Origin of the sequence: Verticiella sediminum, assembly GCF_007558815.1 — a bacterium.
Lineage (GTDB): Bacteria > Pseudomonadota > Gammaproteobacteria > Burkholderiales > Burkholderiaceae_B > Verticiella > Verticiella sediminum.
Map to the genome: position 1 here is coordinate 15,210 of NZ_VLTJ01000011.1, position 19,942 is coordinate 35,151.

17 protein-coding genes are annotated in these 19,942 nt (G+C 69.1%); 13 read left to right on the forward strand and 4 right to left on the reverse strand.

Annotated features, from left to right (window positions below):
• Positions 1-8 precede the first annotated feature (8 nt).
• Positions 9-1,469, forward strand: a complete 1,461-nt coding sequence (gene tldD / locus FOZ76_RS06760) for a metalloprotease TldD (protein WP_143947384.1) — start codon at positions 9-11, stop codon at positions 1,467-1,469.
• A 48-nt stretch (positions 1,470-1,517) separates the two neighbouring features.
• Here the strand turns inward: tldD and FOZ76_RS06765 are convergent, their stop codons facing one another.
• On the reverse strand, positions 1,518-2,375 hold the full coding sequence (locus tag FOZ76_RS06765; RefSeq protein WP_143947385.1) for a cytochrome c oxidase assembly protein: 858 nt from the start codon (positions 2,373-2,375) through the stop codon (positions 1,518-1,520).
• 12 nt (positions 2,376-2,387) lie between these two features.
• Positions 2,388-3,968 (reverse strand): D-alanyl-D-alanine carboxypeptidase/D-alanyl-D-alanine endopeptidase, encoded by a 1,581-nt coding sequence (dacB, locus tag FOZ76_RS06770; RefSeq protein WP_143947386.1) that lies wholly within the window; start codon positions 3,966-3,968, stop codon positions 2,388-2,390.
• A gap of 184 nt (positions 3,969-4,152) precedes the next feature.
• Here dacB and FOZ76_RS06775 point away from each other — a divergent pair, with 184 nt between their 5' ends.
• From FOZ76_RS06775 to FOZ76_RS06785, 3 genes are all read left to right on the forward strand, one after another.
• Positions 4,153-4,467 carry an ElaB/YgaM/YqjD family protein gene (locus tag FOZ76_RS06775; RefSeq protein WP_143947387.1) on the forward strand — a complete coding sequence of 105 codons (315 nt, stop codon included), beginning with the start codon at positions 4,153-4,155 and terminating at the stop codon, positions 4,465-4,467.
• Entirely contained in the window at positions 4,467-4,943 is a 477-nt protein-coding gene (locus FOZ76_RS06780) for a phage holin family protein (RefSeq protein ID WP_143947388.1), read from the forward strand. Before FOZ76_RS06775 ends, FOZ76_RS06780 begins: the two co-directional genes overlap by 1 nt.
• Before the next feature lie 64 nt (positions 4,944-5,007).
• Entirely contained in the window at positions 5,008-5,406 is a 399-nt protein-coding gene (locus FOZ76_RS06785; protein WP_143947389.1) for a hypothetical protein, read from the forward strand.
• Between the two features lie 72 nt (positions 5,407-5,478).
• On the opposite strand, the gene ubiD is transcribed toward FOZ76_RS06785, so the two are convergent.
• Complete coding sequence (gene ubiD / locus FOZ76_RS06790; RefSeq protein ID WP_143947390.1) at positions 5,479-7,008, reverse strand: 4-hydroxy-3-polyprenylbenzoate decarboxylase; 1,530 nt, start codon at positions 7,006-7,008, stop codon at positions 5,479-5,481.
• A gap of 286 nt (positions 7,009-7,294) precedes the next feature.
• On the opposite strand from ubiD, the gene FOZ76_RS06795 reads away from it, so the two are divergent.
• The 5 genes from FOZ76_RS06795 to FOZ76_RS06815 all read left to right on the forward strand — a co-directional run bounded on the left by FOZ76_RS06795 (position 7,295) and on the right by FOZ76_RS06815 (position 13,347).
• Positions 7,295-8,209 carry a lytic transglycosylase domain-containing protein gene (locus FOZ76_RS06795; RefSeq protein ID WP_170235322.1) on the forward strand — a complete coding sequence of 305 codons (915 nt, stop codon included), beginning with the start codon at positions 7,295-7,297 and terminating at the stop codon, positions 8,207-8,209.
• Between the two features lie 177 nt (positions 8,210-8,386).
• On the forward strand, positions 8,387-9,241 hold the full coding sequence (locus FOZ76_RS06800) for a hypothetical protein (RefSeq protein WP_143947392.1): 855 nt from the start codon (positions 8,387-8,389) through the stop codon (positions 9,239-9,241).
• A 50-nt stretch (positions 9,242-9,291) separates the two neighbouring features.
• Positions 9,292-11,580: an NADP-dependent malic enzyme gene (locus FOZ76_RS06805; protein WP_143947393.1), complete on the forward strand. Its 2,289-nt coding sequence runs from the start codon at positions 9,292-9,294 to the stop codon at positions 11,578-11,580.
• Positions 11,561-12,769 (forward strand): patatin-like phospholipase family protein, encoded by a 1,209-nt coding sequence (locus FOZ76_RS06810; RefSeq protein WP_143947394.1) that lies wholly within the window; start codon positions 11,561-11,563, stop codon positions 12,767-12,769. Before FOZ76_RS06805 ends, FOZ76_RS06810 begins: the two co-directional genes overlap by 20 nt.
• 182 nt (positions 12,770-12,951) lie before the next feature.
• Entirely contained in the window at positions 12,952-13,347 is a 396-nt protein-coding gene (locus tag FOZ76_RS06815) for a barstar family protein (RefSeq protein WP_246129335.1), read from the forward strand.
• Between the two features lies 1 nt (position 13,348).
• Here the strand turns inward: FOZ76_RS06815 and FOZ76_RS06820 are convergent, their stop codons facing one another.
• Entirely contained in the window at positions 13,349-14,095 is a 747-nt protein-coding gene (locus FOZ76_RS06820) for a 16S rRNA (uracil(1498)-N(3))-methyltransferase (RefSeq protein WP_143947396.1), read from the reverse strand.
• Between the two features lie 91 nt (positions 14,096-14,186).
• Between FOZ76_RS06820 and tkt the strand changes: the two genes are divergently transcribed.
• The 4 genes from tkt to FOZ76_RS06840 all read left to right on the forward strand — a co-directional run bounded on the left by tkt (position 14,187) and on the right by FOZ76_RS06840 (position 19,782).
• Positions 14,187-16,226 (forward strand): transketolase, encoded by a 2,040-nt coding sequence (gene tkt / locus FOZ76_RS06825; RefSeq protein WP_143947397.1) that lies wholly within the window; start codon positions 14,187-14,189, stop codon positions 16,224-16,226.
• A gap of 109 nt (positions 16,227-16,335) precedes the next feature.
• Positions 16,336-17,349 (forward strand): type I glyceraldehyde-3-phosphate dehydrogenase, encoded by a 1,014-nt coding sequence (gap, locus tag FOZ76_RS06830; RefSeq protein WP_143947398.1) that lies wholly within the window; start codon positions 16,336-16,338, stop codon positions 17,347-17,349.
• A gap of 15 nt (positions 17,350-17,364) precedes the next feature.
• Positions 17,365-18,567, forward strand: a complete 1,203-nt coding sequence (locus tag FOZ76_RS06835; RefSeq protein ID WP_143947399.1) for a phosphoglycerate kinase — start codon at positions 17,365-17,367, stop codon at positions 18,565-18,567.
• A 111-nt stretch (positions 18,568-18,678) separates the two neighbouring features.
• Positions 18,679-19,782 (forward strand): NAD(P)/FAD-dependent oxidoreductase, encoded by a 1,104-nt coding sequence (locus FOZ76_RS06840; RefSeq protein WP_143947400.1) that lies wholly within the window; start codon positions 18,679-18,681, stop codon positions 19,780-19,782.
• Positions 19,783-19,942 lie beyond the last annotated feature (160 nt).

The following is a 19,942-nucleotide window of genomic DNA, read 5'->3' on the forward strand; positions in this document are numbered from 1 at the left end:
GGACATACATGAAACTCGTCGAACCGAACATTCAGGCATTGGCCACTGCGCAGTCGCTGCTGCTCGAGCCCTGGGGGCTGACCCAGGCCGACCTGTCGCGCGCGCTGGCCGAGATCTTTGCGCACCGCGTCGATTACGCGGACCTGTACTTCCAGTACACGCGCAGCGAAGGCTGGAGCCTGGAGGAAGGGATCGTCAAGACCGGCACCTTTTCCATCGAGCAGGGTGTGGGCGTGCGCGCGCTCTCGGGCGAGAAGACCGCCTTCGCCTATTCCGACACGCTCTCGCGCGACGCGCTGATGTCCTCGGCCCGGGCGGTGCGCAGCATCGCGCGCCAGGGCGGCGGCAAGATCAAGGTCGCCGATGCCTTCGCGCAGCGCGGTGCGCGCACCCTGTATCGCGGCATCGACCCGGCGGCCAGCATGGAGGCCGCCGAGAAGGTGGCCCTGCTCGAGCGGGTCGAGCGCAAGGCGCGCGCTGCGGACCCGCGCATCATCCAGGTCATGGCCGGCCTGGGCGCCGAATACGACGTGATCATGGTCGCGGGCAGCGACGGGCGCCTGGCGGCCGACGTGCGGCCGCTGGTGCGCCTGTCGGTTACGCTCATCGTCGAGCAGGACGGCCGCCGCGAGGCGGGTCACGGCGGCGGGGGCGGGCGCACCGGGCTGTCCTACTTCACCGACGAGGTGCTCGACGGCTACGTCGAGCGTGCCGTTCACGAAGCCCTCGTGGCCCTGGAAGCGCGGCCCGCGCCCGCGGGCGAGATGCCGGTGGTGCTGGGCTCCGGCTGGCCCGGCATCCTGCTGCACGAAGCGGTCGGCCACGGCCTGGAAGGCGACTTCAACCGCAAGGGCTCGAGCGTGTTCTCCGGGCGCATCGGCGAGCGCGTCGCGGCCAAGGGCGTGACCGTCATCGACGACGGCACCCTGGAGGGCCGACGCGGCTCGCTGAACGTCGACGACGAAGGCAACCCCACGCAGTGCAACGTGCTGATCGAGGACGGCATCCTGCGCGGCTACATGCAGGACAGTCTGAACGCGCGCCTCATGAAGACCGCGGTGACCGGCAACGGACGGCGCGAATCCTTCGCCCACCTGCCCATGCCGCGCATGACCAACACCTACATGCCGAGCGGCGACAAGGACCCGCAGGAGATCATCGCCTCGGTCAAGCGCGGCCTCTACGCCGTGAACTTCGGCGGCGGCCAGGTCGACATCACCAACGGCAAGTTCGTGTTCTCGGCGTCCGAAGCCTACATGATCGAAAACGGCAAGATCACCTATCCGGTCAAGGGCGCCACCCTGATCGGCAACGGCCCGGACGCGATGACGCGGGTCAGGATGGTCGGCAACGACATGCGCCTGGATTCCGGCGTGGGCACCTGCGGCAAGGACGGCCAGAGCGTGCCCGTCGGCGTGGGTCAGCCCACCTTGCGCATCGACGGCCTGACGGTGGGCGGCACGGCCTGAGTCCCCGGCCGCCGCGCCGACGCGCAGTGCCCGAACGGGCGCAGCCTTTCAGGGGGTTGCGCCCGTTTGCCGTTGCAGACCGGTCTGGCGGCGATGCTGCCGCAGGCGGCCGCGTCCCGACAGCCGCATCAGGGTGCGCAGGGCAACGATGCCCCCGACGGTCTCGATGATGCCGGCCGGTATCCAGAGGATGAGCCCGCCCAGGTTCTGGTCGAACTGCGCGCTCATGGCCAGCGCCCGGCCACAGACGTCATAGACCGGATAGAAGTCGCGCTCGCTGAAGGTGAGCACCGCCCCCGCGATGATCTGCGGCGTCATGGTGAGCACGGGCGAGAGCACCCGCAGGCCGGGCGACAGCGCCGCCGGCGGGCTCGGCCGCCGGTCGAGCAGCAGGTTCCAGTAGAGGATGCCGCTCAGCACCACCGACCAGTTCATCAGCCGGTAGAGCTTCCAGTCGAGCATGGCGTAGAACTGGATCGAAGGCACCAGCCAGATCAGCACCAGCAGCACGAATGCGGTGGCGACCAGGAAAGGGTTGGTGCACAGCCAGACCACGGCCTTGCCGAGCGGCGTGTGCGTGAAACGCCGCAAGGCCGCGCGCCAGGCCAGGGGCAGGCCGGCGCGCATCACCGACCCCGGGTAGGCGGCCATGATGAGCAGCGGCGCCAGATGGTGCAGCACGACGTGCTGCGCGCGATGGATGAAGAACATGCGCTCGGCGTAGTAGTCCAGCCGGGTGTGCATGGACAGGTACAGAACGACCATGCCCGTCCAGAACAGGATCTGCCGCAACCGTCCGACGCGCTGGTGCCTGCAGCCGCGCGCGAACAGCACGCTGGCCGCGGCGAAGCAGACCAGCAGGGTGGGCGAGAACTCCCAGGGAACGAGCCAGACGAGCAGGTCCAAGCGCGGCTCCGGTCAGCGTCCGGCCAGCCAGGCCACGAGCTGGTCGTTGAAGGTACGCAGGTTGAAGGCCTGGCTGTCGTTGGCCATGCTGACCAGCAGATAGTGCCGGCCGCTGGCGCCGCGCACGTAGCCCGCCAGCGCGCTCACGTCGCGCAGCGTCCCGGTCTTGAGATGGGCGCGGCCGGCGGCGCCGTCGTTGCGCCAGCGCCGCCGCACGGTGCCGTCCTCGCCGGCGATGGCCATCGACGCGACGAATTCCGGCATGCGCGGCGACAGGTAGGCCGCATGCAGCATACGCGCGAGGCTGTTGGCCGAAATGCGCCCGTCGCGCGACAGCCCGGAGCCGTTCTCGATGCGCAACTCGGGAAAGTCCAGCCCCTGGTCGGCGAATACGCGGCGCAGCGCGGCCGCGCCGGATTCGGGCGTGGCCATGCCGGGCATGTGCTCGGCACCCAGGGCGAGCAGCATCATGCGGGCCATGACGTTGTTGCTGAACTTGTTCACAGTGCGGATCTGTTCGGCCAGCGTGCGCGAGGTGTGCGAGACCAGCACCTGACCGTTGGCGGGCGCCGGACCGTCGATGATCGGGCCGTTGAGCGTGCCGCCGAGGTCGCGCCACATCTGCTGCAGTACGGCAGCGGTGTGCTGCGGCTGGGTGAGCGCGAGCCGGTAGGCCGTGAAGTCGCCACAGGACAGCGCCACCGTGCCCGTGACTTCGATGTTGATGCCGGTCGGCTCGTTGCGCTGGCGCGTACGGATCGCGGGCGCCCCGGGGCAGGCGCCCTGCGTGGCGCGGACCTTGTTCTCCACGCGCACCCCGGGCAGCACCGGGTCGAGCACCGCTTTCCAGCGGCCGGCGGCGAGATCGGGGTAGTACAGCAGGCGTACCGCGCCGAAGCCCACCATCATGGCGTCCGGGCTGGCGTTGTAGACGCGGTCGCCGGCGCCGTCGAATTCATTGGTGTCGATGCCGATGGCGCCGTAGCGGCTGCGGTCGATGACGAATCCCTGCACGCTGCGCACGCCGCGCAGCCGCAATTCGCGCAGCATCTGCCAGGCATCCTCGATACGGATGTCGGGATCGCCGCCCGCGCGGATGTGGATCGGGCCGTTGACGGTGCCGTCGGACGCGACGCGCGCGCCGGGCGGCAGCACCAGGTCGGTCTTCCAGGTGTAGCCCGGGCCGAGGCCTTCCAGGGCCGCGTAGGTGGTGACCAGCTTCATCACCGAGGCGGGATTGCGCGGCTGTTCGGGATTGATCGACACCATGGGCGGCTGGCCGACCTCGGCCACCACCACCGAGACCGCCGACTCGGGCAGCCGTGAACGGCGCCAGGCCTCCTGCAGATCGGCGGGCAGTTGCGAGAAGTGCGTCGCGGTGCCGCCGGCGACCGCGGTCAGCGCGGGCGGCGCCACCGTGTCCAGACGGCTGGTCGGGCCGACCTGGCCGACCTGGCCGGCCGCCGTGGCCGGGCCCGAATCCAGCGTGGGCGTCATGGCTTCGCGCGGGGTGCCGCAGCCGGCGACGAGGATGAGGGTTCCAGTAAGGCTGATCGTACGTGCGGTACGCAGCACGAGGGAAAAAGACGGCAAGCGGGCACTCCGGCGAAGTTGCAATTCTCGGAAATTCTCGACCACAGGCGGTGCGACGCAGAGAGATTAACAGCCCCGAACCGCGGCGGCACCGGGGGCTCGCCGCTGTTCGGCCCAGGCCCGCATCTTGCTGAACCGCCGCTGTATCATGGATCCACCGTCAGACCCTACAAGGAAATCCGTCATGTCTCAACGTAGTGCAAACGATAACCGCGAAGAGCTCATCACCGACGTGAAAAGCAGCTTGCATCATGTGGAAGACCTGCTGCGCGAAGCCGCTGCGAGCACGGGGGACAAGGCTGTCGAGCTGCGCGACAACGCGATGGTGGCCCTCAAGCGGCTGAGCGAGACCCTGGTCGACATGCAGGACAGCCTGCGCGAGCACGGCAAGGCGGCGGCGCGCGCCACCGACGACTACGTGCACGAAAATCCGTGGCGCTCGCTCGGTGTGGCCGCAGCGGTCGGCTTTCTCGTCGGCGTCCTGATTTCCCGCCGCTGATGGCATACGAGCCGCAGTCCCTCATATCGGCGCTGCGTGCGCTGGCTGCCTCTGTACTGGCGGTCGGCCGCACGCGCCTGGAACTGTTCAGCCTGGAGTTCGCCGAGCAGAAGTCCAACGCCCTGAAGGCCGGGATATTCGCGGCCGTGGGTCTGTTGTGCCTGGCCATGGGCGCGGCGGTGTTCACCGCCTTTGTGGCCGTGCTGTTCTGGGATACGCCGCATCGCGTGCTGGTCATCGGTTTGCTTGCACTGGCATGGGTGCTGGCCGGGGCGATCTGCCTGTTCATGGTCCAGCGCAGCCTGAAGCAGGCCAAGAGCCCGTTCGCGCTCACGCTGGCCGAGCTCGAGCGCGATTACGACGTCCTGACGTCGCCGCTGGCCGATCCGGACGCCACGGCAACGGAGAAGCGGGCCGTGGTCACGCGCAATCCGGCCGGTGTCGATCCCCGCGACGACGAGGAGGAGCGCGCATGAACAGGCCTATCCGTGAGCGCATCGCTGCCGCGAGCGTGGACGCGCCGTACGTGGAGGTGTCGCGATGAGCCAGTCGCAGGAACGGGCAGTGAGGATGGCCTTGCTGCAGGCCAGGGCCGAGGTCGAGCGCATCGAGCTCGCCCGCAAGATTTCCGACGTGCGCGAAGCCAGCGAGCCCCGGAATTTGCTGCGCAACGTGTTGCCGGCGCCGCTGGCCCGGTTCTTTTCCGGCCAGCGCTCGGGCAGCGCGCGTGCGTCGGGAGGGGCGGGTGCGAGTGGCCATTCGCTGCTGGGCGAAGTCGTCAGCCAGGTCACGACCTTCTACAACCGGTACCCGCTGATGTGGTCGACTGCGGCCTCGTTCGTATTCCGGCGCACGCGCTTCAGCCGCTTGTTCCGGCTGCTGGGTTTTGCGCTCGCCGCGCAACGGGCGCTGCGCTTGGGCAAGGCCGCGCGGCGCTGAGGGCCGATGCAACGAAGCGGGGCGCCTTCTGGGCGCCCCGCTTCGTTTGCCGGGCTGCGTTTCAGAGCGCCGTCAAAGCCCCAATTGGCCCCACATGGCGTCCACGCGTTCGCGTACCGCGGCGTCCATCACGATGGGACGGCCCCACTCGCGCGGGGTCTCGGCCGGCCACTTGTTGGTGGCGTCCATCCCCATCTTGCCGCCCAGGCCTGACACCGGCGAGGCGAAATCCAGGTAGTCGATCGGCGTGTTGTCCACCAGGACGGTATCGCGCACCGGGTCCATGCGCGTGGTCATCGCCCACACCACTTCCTTCCAGTCGCGGATGTCGACATCGTCGTCCACCACGATGATGAACTTGGTGTACATGAACTGGCGCAGCACGCTCCAGATGCCGAACATCACGCGCTTGGCGTGGCCCGGGTACTGCTTGCGGATCGACACCACCGCCAGCCGGTAGCTGCAGCCTTCGGGCGGCAGGTAGAAGTCGACGATCTCGGGCAACTGGCGGCGCAGCAGCGGCACGAACACTTCGTTCAGCGCCACGCCGAGCACGGCCGGCTCGTCGGGCGGTTTGCCGGTATAGGTGGAGTGGTAGATCGGGTCGCGCCGCATGGTGATGCGCTCGACCGTGAACACCGGAAACCACTCCTGCTCGTTGTAATAGCCGGTGTGATCGCCGTAGGGGCCCTCGAGCGCCATCTCGTAGCCGGCCGGCGAGCCGCCTTTGCCCAGTCGGGCCGGGTCGGTGTCGGCGGGCAGGATATGGCCTTCGAGGATGATCTCGGCGCTGGCGGGCACCATGAGTTCGCTGCCCAGGGCCTTGGCGACCTCGGTGCGCCCGCCGCGCAGCAGGCCGGCGAACTGGTATTCCGACAGCGCATCGGGCACGGGCGTGACCGCGCCCAGCGTGGTCGCCGGGTCGGCGCCCAGCGCGACGGCGATGGGAAAGGGCTGGCCGGGATAGGCCAGGGCGTGCTCGCGAAAGTCCAGTGCGCCGCCGCGCTGCGCCAGCCAGCGCATGATGAGCTTGTTGCGGCCGATCGGCTGCTGGCGGTAGATGCCGAGGTTCTGGCGCTTGCGATGCGGCCCGCGCGTGACCACCAGGCCCCAGGTGAGCAGCGGGGCGGCGTCCCCGGGCCAGCAGTGCTGGATGGGCAACCGGGCCAGGTCGACATCGTCGCCTTCGATCACGACCTCCTGGCAGGGCGCCGAGCGCACTGTGCGCGGCGCCATGTCCCACAAGGCGGACTTGAGCATCGCGACCTTGCCGAAGGCATCCTTCAGCCCGCGCGGCGGCTCGGGTTCACGCAGCGAGGCGAGCAGTTCGCCCACGCCGCGCAGCGCCATGACCGAGTCCTCGCCCATGCCGAGCGCCACGCGCTGCGGCGTGCCGAACAGGTTGGCCAGCACCGGCATGCGCTGCGGGCGGCCCTGGGCGTCCGTCGGATTCTCGAACAACAGGGCGGGTCCGCCGGCTTTCAGCACACGATCACAGATTTCCGTGATTTCGAGGTGCGTCGATACGGGGGCGGTGATGCGCTTGAGCTCACCGCGGGCTTCCAGGCGCGCCATGAAATCCCGCAAATCTTTGTACTTCATGAGTTTGCTTACCGAAATCTTACAAAAAAATCAAGTTATACCCGGCTGAATAAAGGTTTTTTCCTTGCCGCGATGAAAAGGCCCTTTCTAAAATGGCGCCCGACTCCCCCGCATGTCGACACGCCAGCGACACGAGCGCGCTGCGTGTGGACGTTTTTTTTCATCCAAGTGTGCCGCGTCAGCGTCACCCAACGGGTACGGCCATATAGGATACCGTTCGAGTGTCCGGTCGTGCAGGTTCCCCCGTCAGGAGGTAAACATGCCCGACGCGCAAGGTCCAAGTACGTTGCGTATTGCAGTTCCGGCCGGCGCACGGCCGGCCGGCGGCGCCAAGCGCGCCGCCCAGGCACTCGCCACCGCCATCGTGGCCGGTGCCATCTTCGTCGCGTCGCCTGCAGCGCATGCCGGCAGCGACGGACGCAGTGAAGTCGCCGTGGTGGATTCCACGGCGTCCTCCAGCTTTCTGCTGGAAGTCGCCCATGCGTTGGAAAACGCCCGTGGCGATGTCACCGTGCCCCGCAAGAAAGGTGCCAGCGGCGAGAACCCGACGGTCAGGCTGCAGGCGCTGCAGGACTACATCGGCTCGAAGTACCAGGTGAACACCAATGGCCTGCGTTCGGTCATCGAGACCGCCTGGGCCGTGGGCGGCTCGATGAAGCTCGACCCGCTGCTGCTGCTGGCCGTGATGGCGATCGAGTCGAGCTTCGATCCGCGCGCCGAGAGCGGCAAGGGTGCGCAGGGCCTGATGCAGGTCATGACGCGCATCCATCGCGACAAGTTCGAGCCCTACGGCGGAACCAAGGCGGCCTGGCATCCCGAGGCCAACATCAACGTCGGCGCGCAGATCCTGCGCGACTGTATCGAACGCCGCGGCTCCGTGCCGGGCGGGCTGACGTGCTATGTGGGTTCGCCCGGCACGGCGAGCGCCTATGGCCGCAGGGTCCTGGCCGAGCGCGACCGCCTGCGCGCCGCGCTGCTGCCCGAACCGGCCGCCGCCATGGTGGCCGATGCCGCGCCGCAGGCCCCCGCCGCGGCCGTGGCGGCGTCCCGAGGGGCGGCTGCGGCCGCAACCCAGGTGGCCGCCGGCGCGCCGGCGCCGCGGCCCACCACGCTGAGCCAGGCGGCGCATGACGGCGACATCTCGAACGAGCCGACCGAGATCACCGCGTCGCTGACCGAGCGGGAACTCTCGGCCATGTAGGCTTCGTTCCCCAGGCGCTGCACAGGCAAGGTGCGTCGCGCCGCCTTGGGTACGCCCAAGCGACGCGACGCAGTCTGCGCAGAGCCTGGGGCAAACCCGAGGGGAGCCCGGCAGATTGCGCCTGGCTGCATCCTGTACCATGCAGACTTTCCTTCGCGTGAGCGGAGTCGGGTACGGATGCAAGCGTCTCGGCGTGCCTTTCTGACGGGCGGTGCGGCTCTGGCGAGCGACTGGGGGCGTTTCTGCCTGCGCCTCGCGCGCAGTGTGCGCGGCGCCCTGGACGACCTCTCGCAGCCTGGCTTGCCGGGTTTTGCCCGTTTGCGTGCGGCGTGCGCCGAGGATCTGCGGCACGCGCTCGCGATCTGCGCCGACAGCGGCGTGCGCGTGAGCGCCCATGCGCCGTCTCGGCCATCCCCCCATCCCACCGTGCAGTTCGACGTATCCGCACTGGCCGCGATCCGCCGCGACGGCGCGTTGCTGCACGTCGAGCCTGGCGCCCGGGTCGATGCTGTGCGGGCCTGCCTGCCACACGCCTGTCCCGGCACGGCGCCGCAGGCCAGCGTGCTCGACTGGCTGGCGGATCCGCAGATGCATGGCTGGCCCTCTCTTCAGTGCGCACGCAGCGGCCTCGTCGATGCCGACGTCCTGCTGGCCGATGGTGCGGCGCAGTATCTGGGCGCCTTCGGCAGCCAGAGCGCGGCGCCCGCCTTGCGTGGCGACGCCTCGCGCATCGTCTCCCGGCTCTTTGTGCTCTCCCGTGAACCGGCGCTGGCTGGGTGGCTGGCTGCACCGGCCTGGCCCATGCGATTCCGTCTCGATGCACTGCGTCAAGCCGAGCCCAATCTGGCCTATTTGCTGCTGGGCGGCGCGGGCGCGCTCGCCTGGCCGGAGCGCGTGCGCCTGCGCGCCGTCGATCCTCATGTCCCGCCGGCCCGGCCCGGCGGCCACCCTGGCGCGAGCGCCCTCGACACCGAGGTCAAACGCGCCTTCGATCCGCACGGCCGCCTGATCGAAGGCCTGCCGGTTGTGTAAGCCAGCCGTGGCGGACGATAATTCGCATTCTTCTCGTAGACGTGTGAAGTATGGACCCCACATTTCGTAAGGCCGCGCTCGAATACCACGAGCTCGGACGTCCCGGCAAAATCTCGGTCACACCGACCAAGCATCTCACCAACCAGCGCGATCTCGCGCTTGCCTATTCGCCTGGCGTTGCCGCGGCCTGCGAAGAAATCGTCGACGATCCGGCAAACGCGGTGCGCTACACCGCGCGCGGCAACCTGGTCGGCGTGATCACCAACGGCACCGCGGTGCTGGGCCTGGGCAACATCGGCGCGCTCGCCTCCAAGCCGGTAATGGAGGGCAAGGCGGTCCTTTTCAAGAAGTTCGCCGGCATCGACGTCTTCGACATCGAGGTCAACGAAACCGATCCGGACAAGTTCGTCGAGGTGGTCGCAGCGCTCGAGCCGACCTTCGGCGGCATCAATCTCGAGGACATCAAGGCGCCCGAGTGCTTCGAGATCGAGCGCAAGCTGCGCTCGCGCATGAAGATCCCGGTCTTTCACGATGACCAGCACGGCACGGCGATCACGGTCGCGGCCGCGTTCATCAACGGCCTGAAGGTGGTCGGCAAGGAGATCGGCAAGGTCAAGCTCGTGACCTCGGGCGCCGGCGCGGCCGCGCTGACCTGCCTGGAGCTGATGGTCAGCCTGGGCCTGAAGCGCGAGAACATCTGGGTTACCGACATCGAAGGTGTGGTCTACGAGGGTCGCCAGGTGCTCATGGACCCTGACAAGGCGCGTTTCGCCCAGAAGACCGACGCGCGCAAGCTCGCCGAGGTCATCGGCGGCGCCGATGTGTTCCTCGGCCTGTCGGCGGGCGGCGTGCTCAAGGCCGACATGATCGCCGCCATGGCCGATCGCCCGCTCATCCTCGCGCTCGCCAACCCGACGCCCGAAGCGCTGCCCGAGGAAGTCTTCGCGGTGCGCTCGGATGCGGTGATGGCCACGGGCCGCTCGGACTATCCGAACCAGGTCAACAACGTCCTGTGCTTTCCCTACATCTTCCGCGGCGCGCTCGACGTGGGCGCCACTACCATCACCAAGGAAATGGAGATCGCCGCGGTGCATGCCATCGCCGGCCTCGCCCAGGAAGAAATGAGCGACGTCGTGGCGCTGGCCTACGGCCGCACGGACATCTCGTTCGGCCCCGAGTACCTGATTCCCAAGCCGTTCGACCCGCGCTTGATCGTGCGGATCGCGCCGGCGGTGGCGCAGGCGGCCATGGACGGTGGCGTGGCCACCCGGCCGATCGCCGACATGGACGCCTACACCAACCAGCTCCAGCAGTTCGTCTACCACTCGGGCGCGTTCATGAAGCCGGTGTTCGCGCTGGCCAAGCAACTCGTGCGCGAAGGCGGCAAGAGCCGCATCGTGTTCACCGAGGGCGAGGACGACCGCGTGCTGCGCGCGGCCCAGATCGTGATCGACGAGAAGCTCGCGCGCCCGATCCTGGTCGGCCGCCCCTCCGTGCTCGCCGCTCGGATCGAGAAGGCCGGGCTGCGCATGCGCCTGGGCGTGGACGTGGACGTCACCAACCCCGAGTTCGACCAGCGCTTTCGCCAGTACTGGACGGCCTACTGGGAGATCATGAACCGTCGCGGGATCACGCAGGACCTGGCCAAGGTCGAGATGCGCCGCCGCCTGACGCTCATCGGCGCGATGATGATCCGCCTGGGCGAGGCCGACGGCATGATTTGCGGCACCGTGGGCCTGTTCGGCAACCACCTGCGCTATATCGACGAGGTGATCGGCAAGCGCGAGGGCGCCAAGGTCTACGCCGCCATGAACTTCCTGGTACTGCCCGAGCGCACCATCGCGATGGTGGACACGCACGTCAACGAGGACCCCAGCGCCGAGGAGATCGCGAACATCACGATCATGGCGGCCGAGGAGATGAAGCGCCTGAACCTCGAGCCCAAGGCGGCGCTGCTCTCGCACTCGAATTTCGGCTCGCACAACTCGGCCTCCGCGGTGAAGCAGCGCGAAGCGCTCGAGATCCTGCGCCGCGAAGCGCCGTGGCTCGAGGTCGATGGCGAGATGCATGGCGACATCGCGCTCGACCCGGAAGCGCGCCAGCGCCTGCTGCCCACCTCCGCGCTGTCCGGTTCGGCGAACCTGCTGGTGTGCCCGACCATCGAGGCCGCCAACATCGCGTACAACCTGTTGAAGACCGCGGCGGGCGGCAACATCGCGGTGGGTCCGGTCCTGCTCGGTGCGAATGCGCCGGTGCACGTGCTCACGCCCAGCGCCACGGTGCGGCGCATCGTCAACCTCGCGGCGCTGGCCGTCCTGGATGCCAACTCGCAGCGCTGACGCTGGCGCCAGAGGCGGTGCGCCCCTCACCGGGCTGGTCTTGACCGGGGGCGGCGCGCGCGCCGCCTACCAGGTCGGTGTCCTGAAGGCGGTGTACCGGCTGCTGGGCGAAACGCCCGGCAGCCTGTCGCGCAACCCCTTTCCCATCATCTGCGGCACCTCGGCCGGCGCGATCAACGCGACCGCGCTCGCCTGCGGCGCCGAGAACCCGCGCGCCGCCATGCGCCGGCTGTACGCGATCTGGGAGAACCTGCGCACCGAGAGGGTCTATCGCTCGGATTCGTTGGGCGTGATGCGCACCGGCGCGCGCTGGCTGTCCATGCTGTCGTTCGGCTGGATGCTCGCGCGCCTGCGCCGCAGTCGGCCGCGCTCGCTGCTCGACAATGCGCCGCTGGGCGAGCTGCTCGCTTTGACGCTCGACTTCCACCAGCTCGAGGACAATCTGGCGAACGGGGCCCTTGAGGCGCTCGCGGTGACCGCCTCGGGCTACACCTCGGGGCGCCATCTCACCTTCTACCAGACCCGCGGTGCCGTCGGTCCCTGGCAGCGCTCGCTGCGCCGCGCGGTGCGCGACCGGATCGCGGTGGACCATCTGCTGGCTTCCAGCGCCATTCCCTTCATCTTCCCGGCGCGCCGCATCCAGGTCGGCGACTTCGCCGAGTGGTGCGGCGATGGCGCCATGCGCCAGCTCGCGCCGATCAGCCCGGCCATTCATCTGGGCGCCGAGCGGGTGCTGGTGATCGGCGCCGGGCGCTCGCAGGAAAACCCCACCAGCGAGCGCGACCTCGGCTATCCTACGCTGGCACAGATCGGCGCCCATGCGCTGTCCAACATCTTCCTGGACAGCCTGTCGGCCGACATCGAGCAGCTCTCGCGCACCAACCAGGTCGCCGACCTGCTGTCGCCCGACATGCGGCGCCACCTGGGCATACGTCAGATTTCGGTGCTGGCGATCACGCCCAGCCGCAACCTGGACGAGATCGCCGCCAGCCACGTGGGCGAGATGCCGGCCACCATGCGCGCGCTGCTAGGCGCGGTCGGGGTGTCCGGGGATGGGCGCCAGGCGCGCGGCGCCGGGCTGGTGTCCTACTTGCTGTTCGAGCCCGGCTATACGCGCGAACTGATCGCGCTGGGCTGGTCCGACGCCATGGCCAGGGCAAGCGAAGTGCGTGCTTTTTTCTCGGCCTGAGCGGCGGACATCGGCCGCCCGTTGCAGGCGGCCGGGAAGGGCGGTATTTTTTTTGCGCGACGGCGCGCCGTTCGATCGGCTTTTGCGGTTTAATCGCGCCCTTGCTTCGCTGCGTGATTTCGCGCATGCGTCGCGGGGCGTGAAGCAACAGCAACAGATACAACGCCAGGAGAGCAATCGTGATGACCAGTACGCACGATTCCTTGCAAGAAGAGATACGCAAAGGCGGCCAGGTCCAGGCTGCGGAAGACGCCCTGGCCGGCGCGGCGGGCGCGCTCGGCTATGCCGTGTTTCCGGTCGATTGCGCCCGGGCCAAGTCCAAGTCCGCGGTCTTGCGCGCAATCGCCACCGCGGTCGACTTCCCGGAATTCTTCGGCGGCAACCTCGACGCGCTGCTCGATTGCCTGACCGCCACCGTGCTGGATCAGCCCGGGCCCGGCGCGCTGCTGCTGCTGAAGGACATCAACGGCGGGGAGCCGGCCCTGGCCGAGCATCTCGAAGACATCATGACCACTTTCGCCGATGCGGCCGAGTACGTGCGCGACAACGGCAAGGTGCTGGCCTACGCCCGCCTGTGACTCACGGCTCCTGATCCTGCCAGCCGAGCAGGGCGGCGCTGGCCGCGAGCAGCGCCAGGCCCGCGGTCTCCGTGCGCAGCACGCGGCTGCCGAAACGCACGCGCTGGGCGCCTGCCCGGGCAGCGATGGCCAGTTCTTCGTCCGACCAGCCGCCCTCGGGGCCGACCAGCAGGGTTGCCCCGGGCTCGGGCCGGACATGTGCCAGCGCGTCGCCCAGGCTTTGCGTCGCATCCGGATGGCAGAGCAGCAGCGCGCCGGCAGGCGGCTCGCGCAGGTACTGCGCGAGCGAGCCCGGCGCGGCCAGCGCGGGCACGCGATTGCGGCCGCATTGCTCGGCCGCGGCGATCGCGGTGCGGCGCCACTGGGCCAGCCGCTTGTCCAGGCGCTCGCCCTGCAGGCGCAGCACGCTGCGCTGGGCGGCGATCGGCTGGATCTGCGCCACGCCCAGCTCCACGGCCTTCTCGACGATCCACTCCATCTTGTCGCCGCTGGCGATGCCCTGGGCCAGGCGCAGCGTGCCGGCCAGCTCGCGTTCGCAGTTCACGTGGCGCTCGATCCGGGCATAGGCGCGCTTGCCGTCGAAGCCCAGGCTGGCGTGGTATTCGCCGCCCGTGCCGTCGAACAGCACGATAGGATCGCCCGCGGCCAGGCGCAGTACGCGGCCGGCATGGTGGGCGACATCCTCGGGCAGGACGTGGTGGCCGCTGGCGGGCAGGGGGGCGGGAACGTAGAAGCGGGGAATGGACATCGGGCGCGAGGCGGTTTTCCGGACCGCTGGCGAATCACGGTAAAATGGCGGGCTTCCCAGTATTGCACATCGCCGTCAGCCGATTCCCGTCATGAGCGCCTCGACTTCTCCCGAACCTGCCCTGGCCGCCCGCATGGCCAACGCGATCCGCGCACTGTCCATGGACGCCGTGCAGCAGGCCAACTCCGGTCACCCCGGCGCCCCGATGGGTCTTGCCGAAGTCGCCGAAGCCTTGTGGAACCGCCACCTGCGCCATAATCCCGCCGATCCCGCCTGGCCCGGCCGCGACCGCTTCGTGCTGTCCAACGGCCACGGCTCGATGCTGATCTACTCGCTGCTGCACCTCACCGGCTATGACCTGCCGATCGAGGAGCTGCGCAACTTCCGCCAGTTGCACTCGCGCACCCCGGGCCATCCCGAAGTCGGCATCACCGCGGGCGTGGAGACCACCACCGGCCCGCTCGGCCAGGGCTTGGCCAATGCCGTCGGCATGGCGCTCGCCGAGCGCCTGCTCGCGGCCGAGTTCAACCGCGACGGCCACACCATCGTCGATCACCACACCTATGCCATCGTGGGCGACGGCTGCCTGATGGAAGGCATCTCCCACGAGGTCTGCTCGCTGGCCGGCACACTGCAACTGGACAAGCTGGTCGTGCTCTACGACGACAACGGCATCTCCATCGACGGGCACGTCGAGGGCTGGTTCAAGGACGACACCGCCAAGCGCTTCGAAGCCTATGGCTGGAACGTGATCCGCGGCGTCGACGGCCACGACGCCAACGCCGTTTCCGCCGCCCTCGAAGAGGCGCGCGGCAACACCGGCGGCCCGACGTTCATCGTCTGCCACACGGTGATCGGCAAGGGCGCGCCCAACATGGCCGGTACCGAGAAGGTGCACGGCGCCGCTCTGGGCAAGGACGAGGTCGCCGCTACCCGCGCCGCGCTGCACTGGGACAGCGAACCCTTCGTCGTGCCGCAGGAGATCTACGCTGCCTGGGACGCGCGCAGCCGTGGCGCCGAGGCGCAAGCCGCCTGGCAGGCCGCCTTCGACGCCTATCGCGCCGCCTTCCCGGCCGAGGCCGCCGAGTTCCTGCGCCGCATGCGCGGCGAACTGCCCGCCGACTTCGCGCAGCGCTTCGAGCAACTGCTCGCCGCCACTGTGGAGAAGGGCGAGACCGTGGCCACGCGCAAGGCCTCGCAGCACGCCATCACGGCGCTGGTCGAGCTGCTGCCCGAACTGCTGGGCGGTTCGGCCGATCTCACCGGTTCCAACTACACCGACTGGAAGGGCGCCGTCGCGGTGCGCGCCGGCGTCGCCGGCCGCCACATCAACTACGGTGTGCGCGAGTTCGGCATGGCCGCGATCATGAACGGCCTGGCGCTGCACGGCGGCTTCCTGCCGTTCGGCGGCACCTTCCTGACGTTCTCGGACTACTCGCGCAACGCGATCCGCATGGCCGCGCTGATGAAGCAGCGCGTGGTGCACGTGTTCACGCACGATTCCATCGGCCTGGGCGAAGACGGTCCGACCCATCAGTCGGTCGAGCACGCCGCCAGCCTGCGCCTGATCCCCAACCTGTCCGTCTGGCGTCCCTGCGACACCGTCGAGACCCTGTTCGCCTGGGGCGCCGCGGTCGAGCGCCCGGCCAGCGTGGGCATGCACGTGCAGCCGGGCGGCCCGACGGCGCTGCTGCTCTCGCGCCAGAACCTGCCCTTCATGCCGCGCGACGCGGCCACGCTGGCGGCGGTTGCGCGCGGCGGCTACGTGCTGAGCGATGCCGCCGACGCGCGCGCGGTCGTCATCGCCACCGGTTCGGAAGTCTCGCTGGCTCTGGAAGCCCAGAAGGAACTTGCCGCCGAGGGCATCGCGGTGCGCGTGGTCTCCATGCCCAGCACCGACGTGTTCGACAAGCAGGAGCGCGCCTGGCGCGACTCGGTGCTGCCCGCGGGCCTGCCGCGCGTGGCCGTCGAGGCCGGCGTCACCGGGTACTGGCGCAAGTATGTCGGCCTGGACGGCGCCGTGGTCGGCATCGACACCTTCGGCGAGTCCGCGCCCGCCGGCGTTCTGTTCAAGCATTTCGGCATCACCTCGGCCGCGGTGGCCGAGGCCGTGCGCGGCGTACTCGGCTGATGCGCGGCGGCGGTCTGCACCGCAGGCCGCTCTCCCACGCCAGTACGCCGGGCTGCCGCCCAGGTTGTCCCAAGCATCTGACCGGATTTTTCTCAAGGAGTCTCGCGCCATGACCATCCGCGTTGCCATCAATGGCTACGGCCGTATCGGCCGCAACGTCCTTCGTGCCCACTACGAGGGCGGCAAGAAGCACGACATCGAAATCGTCGCCATCAACGACCTGGGCGATCCCAAGACGAACGCGCACCTGACCCGCTTCGACACCGCCCACGGCCGCTTCCCCGGCACCGTCGCGGTCGAGGGCGAGTACATGGTGGTCAACGGCGACAAGATCCGCGTGCTGGCCAACCGCAACCCGGCCGAGCTGCCCTGGGGCGAGCTGGGCGTGGACGTGGTGCTCGAATGCACGGGCTTTTTCACCAGCAAGGAAAAGGCGGGCGCCCACCTGAAGGGCGGCGCCAAGAAGGTGGTCATTTCCGCGCCCGGCGGCAAGGACGTCGACGCCACCGTGGTCTACGGCGTGAACCACGACGTGCTCAAGGCCGAGCACACCGTGATCTCCAACGCTTCGTGCACCACCAACTGCCTGGCTCCGCTGGTCAAGCCGCTGCATGACGCCATCGGCGTGGTGGCGGGCCTGATGACCACGGTGCACGCCTACACCAACGACCAGGTGCTGACCGACGTCTACCACGAAGACCTGCGCCGCGCCCGTTCGGCCCCCATGAACATGATCCCGACCAAGACCGGCGCGGCCGCCGCGGTCGGCCTGGTGCTGCCCGAACTGAACGGCAAGCTGGACGGCTACGCCATCCGCGTGCCGACCATCAACGTATCGGTGGTCGACCTGACCTTCACCGCCGCGCGCGAGACCTCGGTCGAGGAAGTCAACTCGATCCTCAAGGCCGCCGCCGATGGTCCTCTCAAGGGCATCCTCAACTACAACGACGAGCCGCTGGTCTCGGTCGACTTCAACCACAACCCGGCTTCGAGCACGTTCGACGCCACGCTCACCAAGGTCTCGGGCGGCACGCTCGTGAAGGTGTCGAGCTGGTACGACAACGAGTGGGGCTTCTCCAACCGCATGCTCGACACTACCGTCGCGCTGGCCACCGCCAAGTAAGACGGGGGCGCGTCCATGGTTCAGCCCATCACCCTGGCCGCGCTCGCCGAGCGCGGCGAGCTGCGCGGCAAGCGCGTGTTCATCCGCGCCGACCTCAACGTGCCGCAGGACGACGCCGGCAACATCACCGAGGACACCCGCGTCCGCGCCTCGGTGCCGGCGATCCGCATGGCGCTCGACGCCGGCGCGGCCGTCATGGTCACTTCCCACCTGGGGCGTCCCAAGGAAGGTGCGTTCACCGAGGCCGACAGCCTGGCGCCGGTGGCCCGCCGCCTGGGCGAGCTGCTCGAGCGCGACGTGCCGCTGCGCCGCGACTGGGTCGATGGCGTCGACGTGGCGCCGGGCGAGGTCGTGCTGCTCGAGAACTGCCGCTGCAACGTCGGCGAGAAGAAGGACGACGAGGGCCTGTCGCGCAAGATGGCCGCCCTGTGCGACGTCTACGTCAACGATGCCTTCGGCACGGCGCACCGCGCCGAGGCCACCACGCACGGCATCGCGCGTTTCGCGCCGGTCGCCTGCGCCGGTCCGCTGCTGGCCGCCGAGCTGGATGCCCTGGGCCGCGCCCTGAGCGAGCCCAAGCGCCCGCTGGTGGCCATCGTGGCGGGCTCCAAGGTCTCGACCAAGCTCAGCATCCTGCGTTCGCTGGCCGACAAGGTCGACCAGCTCATCGTGGGCGGCGGCATTGCCAACACCTTCATGCTGGCCGCCGGCCTGCCCATCGGCAAGTCGCTGGCCGAGCCGGACCAGCTCGACGAGGCCAAGGCCATCATCGCGCTGATGCGTGAGCGTGGCGCCGAGGTGCCCATCCCCGAGGACGTGGTGTGCGCCAAGGCCTTCGCCGCCGATGCCGAAGCCACGGTCAAGGCCGCGGCCGAGGTGGCCGAAGACGACCTGATCCTGGACATCGGGCCCAAGACGGCAACGCGCCTGGCCGAGGGTCTGCGCAAGGCCGGCACCATCGTCTGGAACGGCCCCGTCGGCGTGTTCGAGTTCGACGCCTTCGGCAACGGCACCGAGACGCTGGCGCGCGCCATCGCCGACGCGCCCGCCTTCTCGATCGCGGGCGGCGGCGATACGCTGGCGGCGATCGCCAAGTACGGCATCGGCGAGCGCATAGGCTACATCTCGACCGGTGGCGGCGCCTTCCTCGAGTTCCTCGAGGGCAAGGTGCTGCCTGCGGTGCAGGTGCTGGAGCAACGGGCGGCGGCTGCCGCATGAGCCCGGCCGGGCGCCTGGCGCCCGGCCATACCCTGGTTCCCATCGGCCGCGTTTCTCTCTCGGGCAACGCGGCCGTGTGCCGTATGCGGCACGTCGCAGGAGAGGCTGAGAATGTTCGATTTCGATTGTGTCATCGCCGGGGCGGGCGTCGTCGGGCTCGCCGCGGCGCGCGAACTCGCCGGACAGGGGCGCAGCGTGCTGGTGGCCGAAGCGGCCGAAGACATCGGCCGGGCGACCAGTTCGCGCAACTCCGAAGTGATCCATGCCGGCATCTACTATCCGGAAGGCAGTCTCAAGGCCCGGCTTTGCGTCGAGGGCAAGTCCCTGCTGTACGAGTATTGCGAGTCGCGCCACGTGCCTGCGCGCCGACTGGGCAAGCTGATCGTTGCCACCAGCGAGGATCAATTGCCCGCGCTGGCCCGTATCCAGGCGCATGCGGTTGCCAGCGGCGTCCATGACCTGCAGCGCCTCACGCGCGAGCAGGCGCTCGCGCTCGAACCCGCGCTATCCTGCGTCGGCGCGCTGCTGTCGCCTTCCACCGGCATCGTCGATAGCCACGCCTACATGCAGGCCCTGCAGACGGACGGCGAGGCGGCGGGCGTCGAGTACGTCATGCGCACACCGGTGCTGGCCGTGCGGCAGCAGGCGGGCGGCTTCGTCGTGGATTTCGGCGGCGAGGAGCCGCTCTCGCTCAGTTGCGGTGCCTTCATCAATGCGGCAGGGCTGCACGCCCCCGCGCTGGCCGGGCGCATCGAGGGGCTGCCGGCAGCAGCGGTGCCGCAGGCCTATTTCTGCAAGGGTTCGTACGCGGCGCTGATGGGCCGCGCCCCGTTCACGCACCTCATCTATCCCGTGCCCGACAACGCCGGGCTGGGCGTGCACCTGACCCTGGACATGGGCGGCCAGGCGCGTTTCGGGCCCGATACGGAGTGGATCGAGGGCGAGGACTACACGGTGCACCCCGAACGGCTGCGCGGCTTCGATGCGGCCGTGCGCAAGTACTGGCCGGGCCTGCCGGCTGGTGCGCTGGAAGCGACGTATTCGGGCATCCGGCCCAAGATCGTGGGGCCGGCCGAGCCGGCGGCCGATTTCGTGATCGCCGGGCCCGCGGACCACGGAGTGGCAGGGCTGGTCAACCTGTTCGGCATCGAATCGCCAGGGCTGACGGCCTCGCTGGCCATCGCCCGTCACGTGACGGGCAAGCTGGGCGGATGATGGGCCGCCGCGGGTGGAGATAGCCCGTGGCGCAGTGGCCGCAGCACGCCCCGGATGCCGGGAAATTGCTCGCGGCCGTGCGTGTCGGCCAGTGCCTGGAAGGGGTGCTGGCGGTACCCTTGGCATACATCAAAGGTAAACCAAAGATTTTTAGCATATG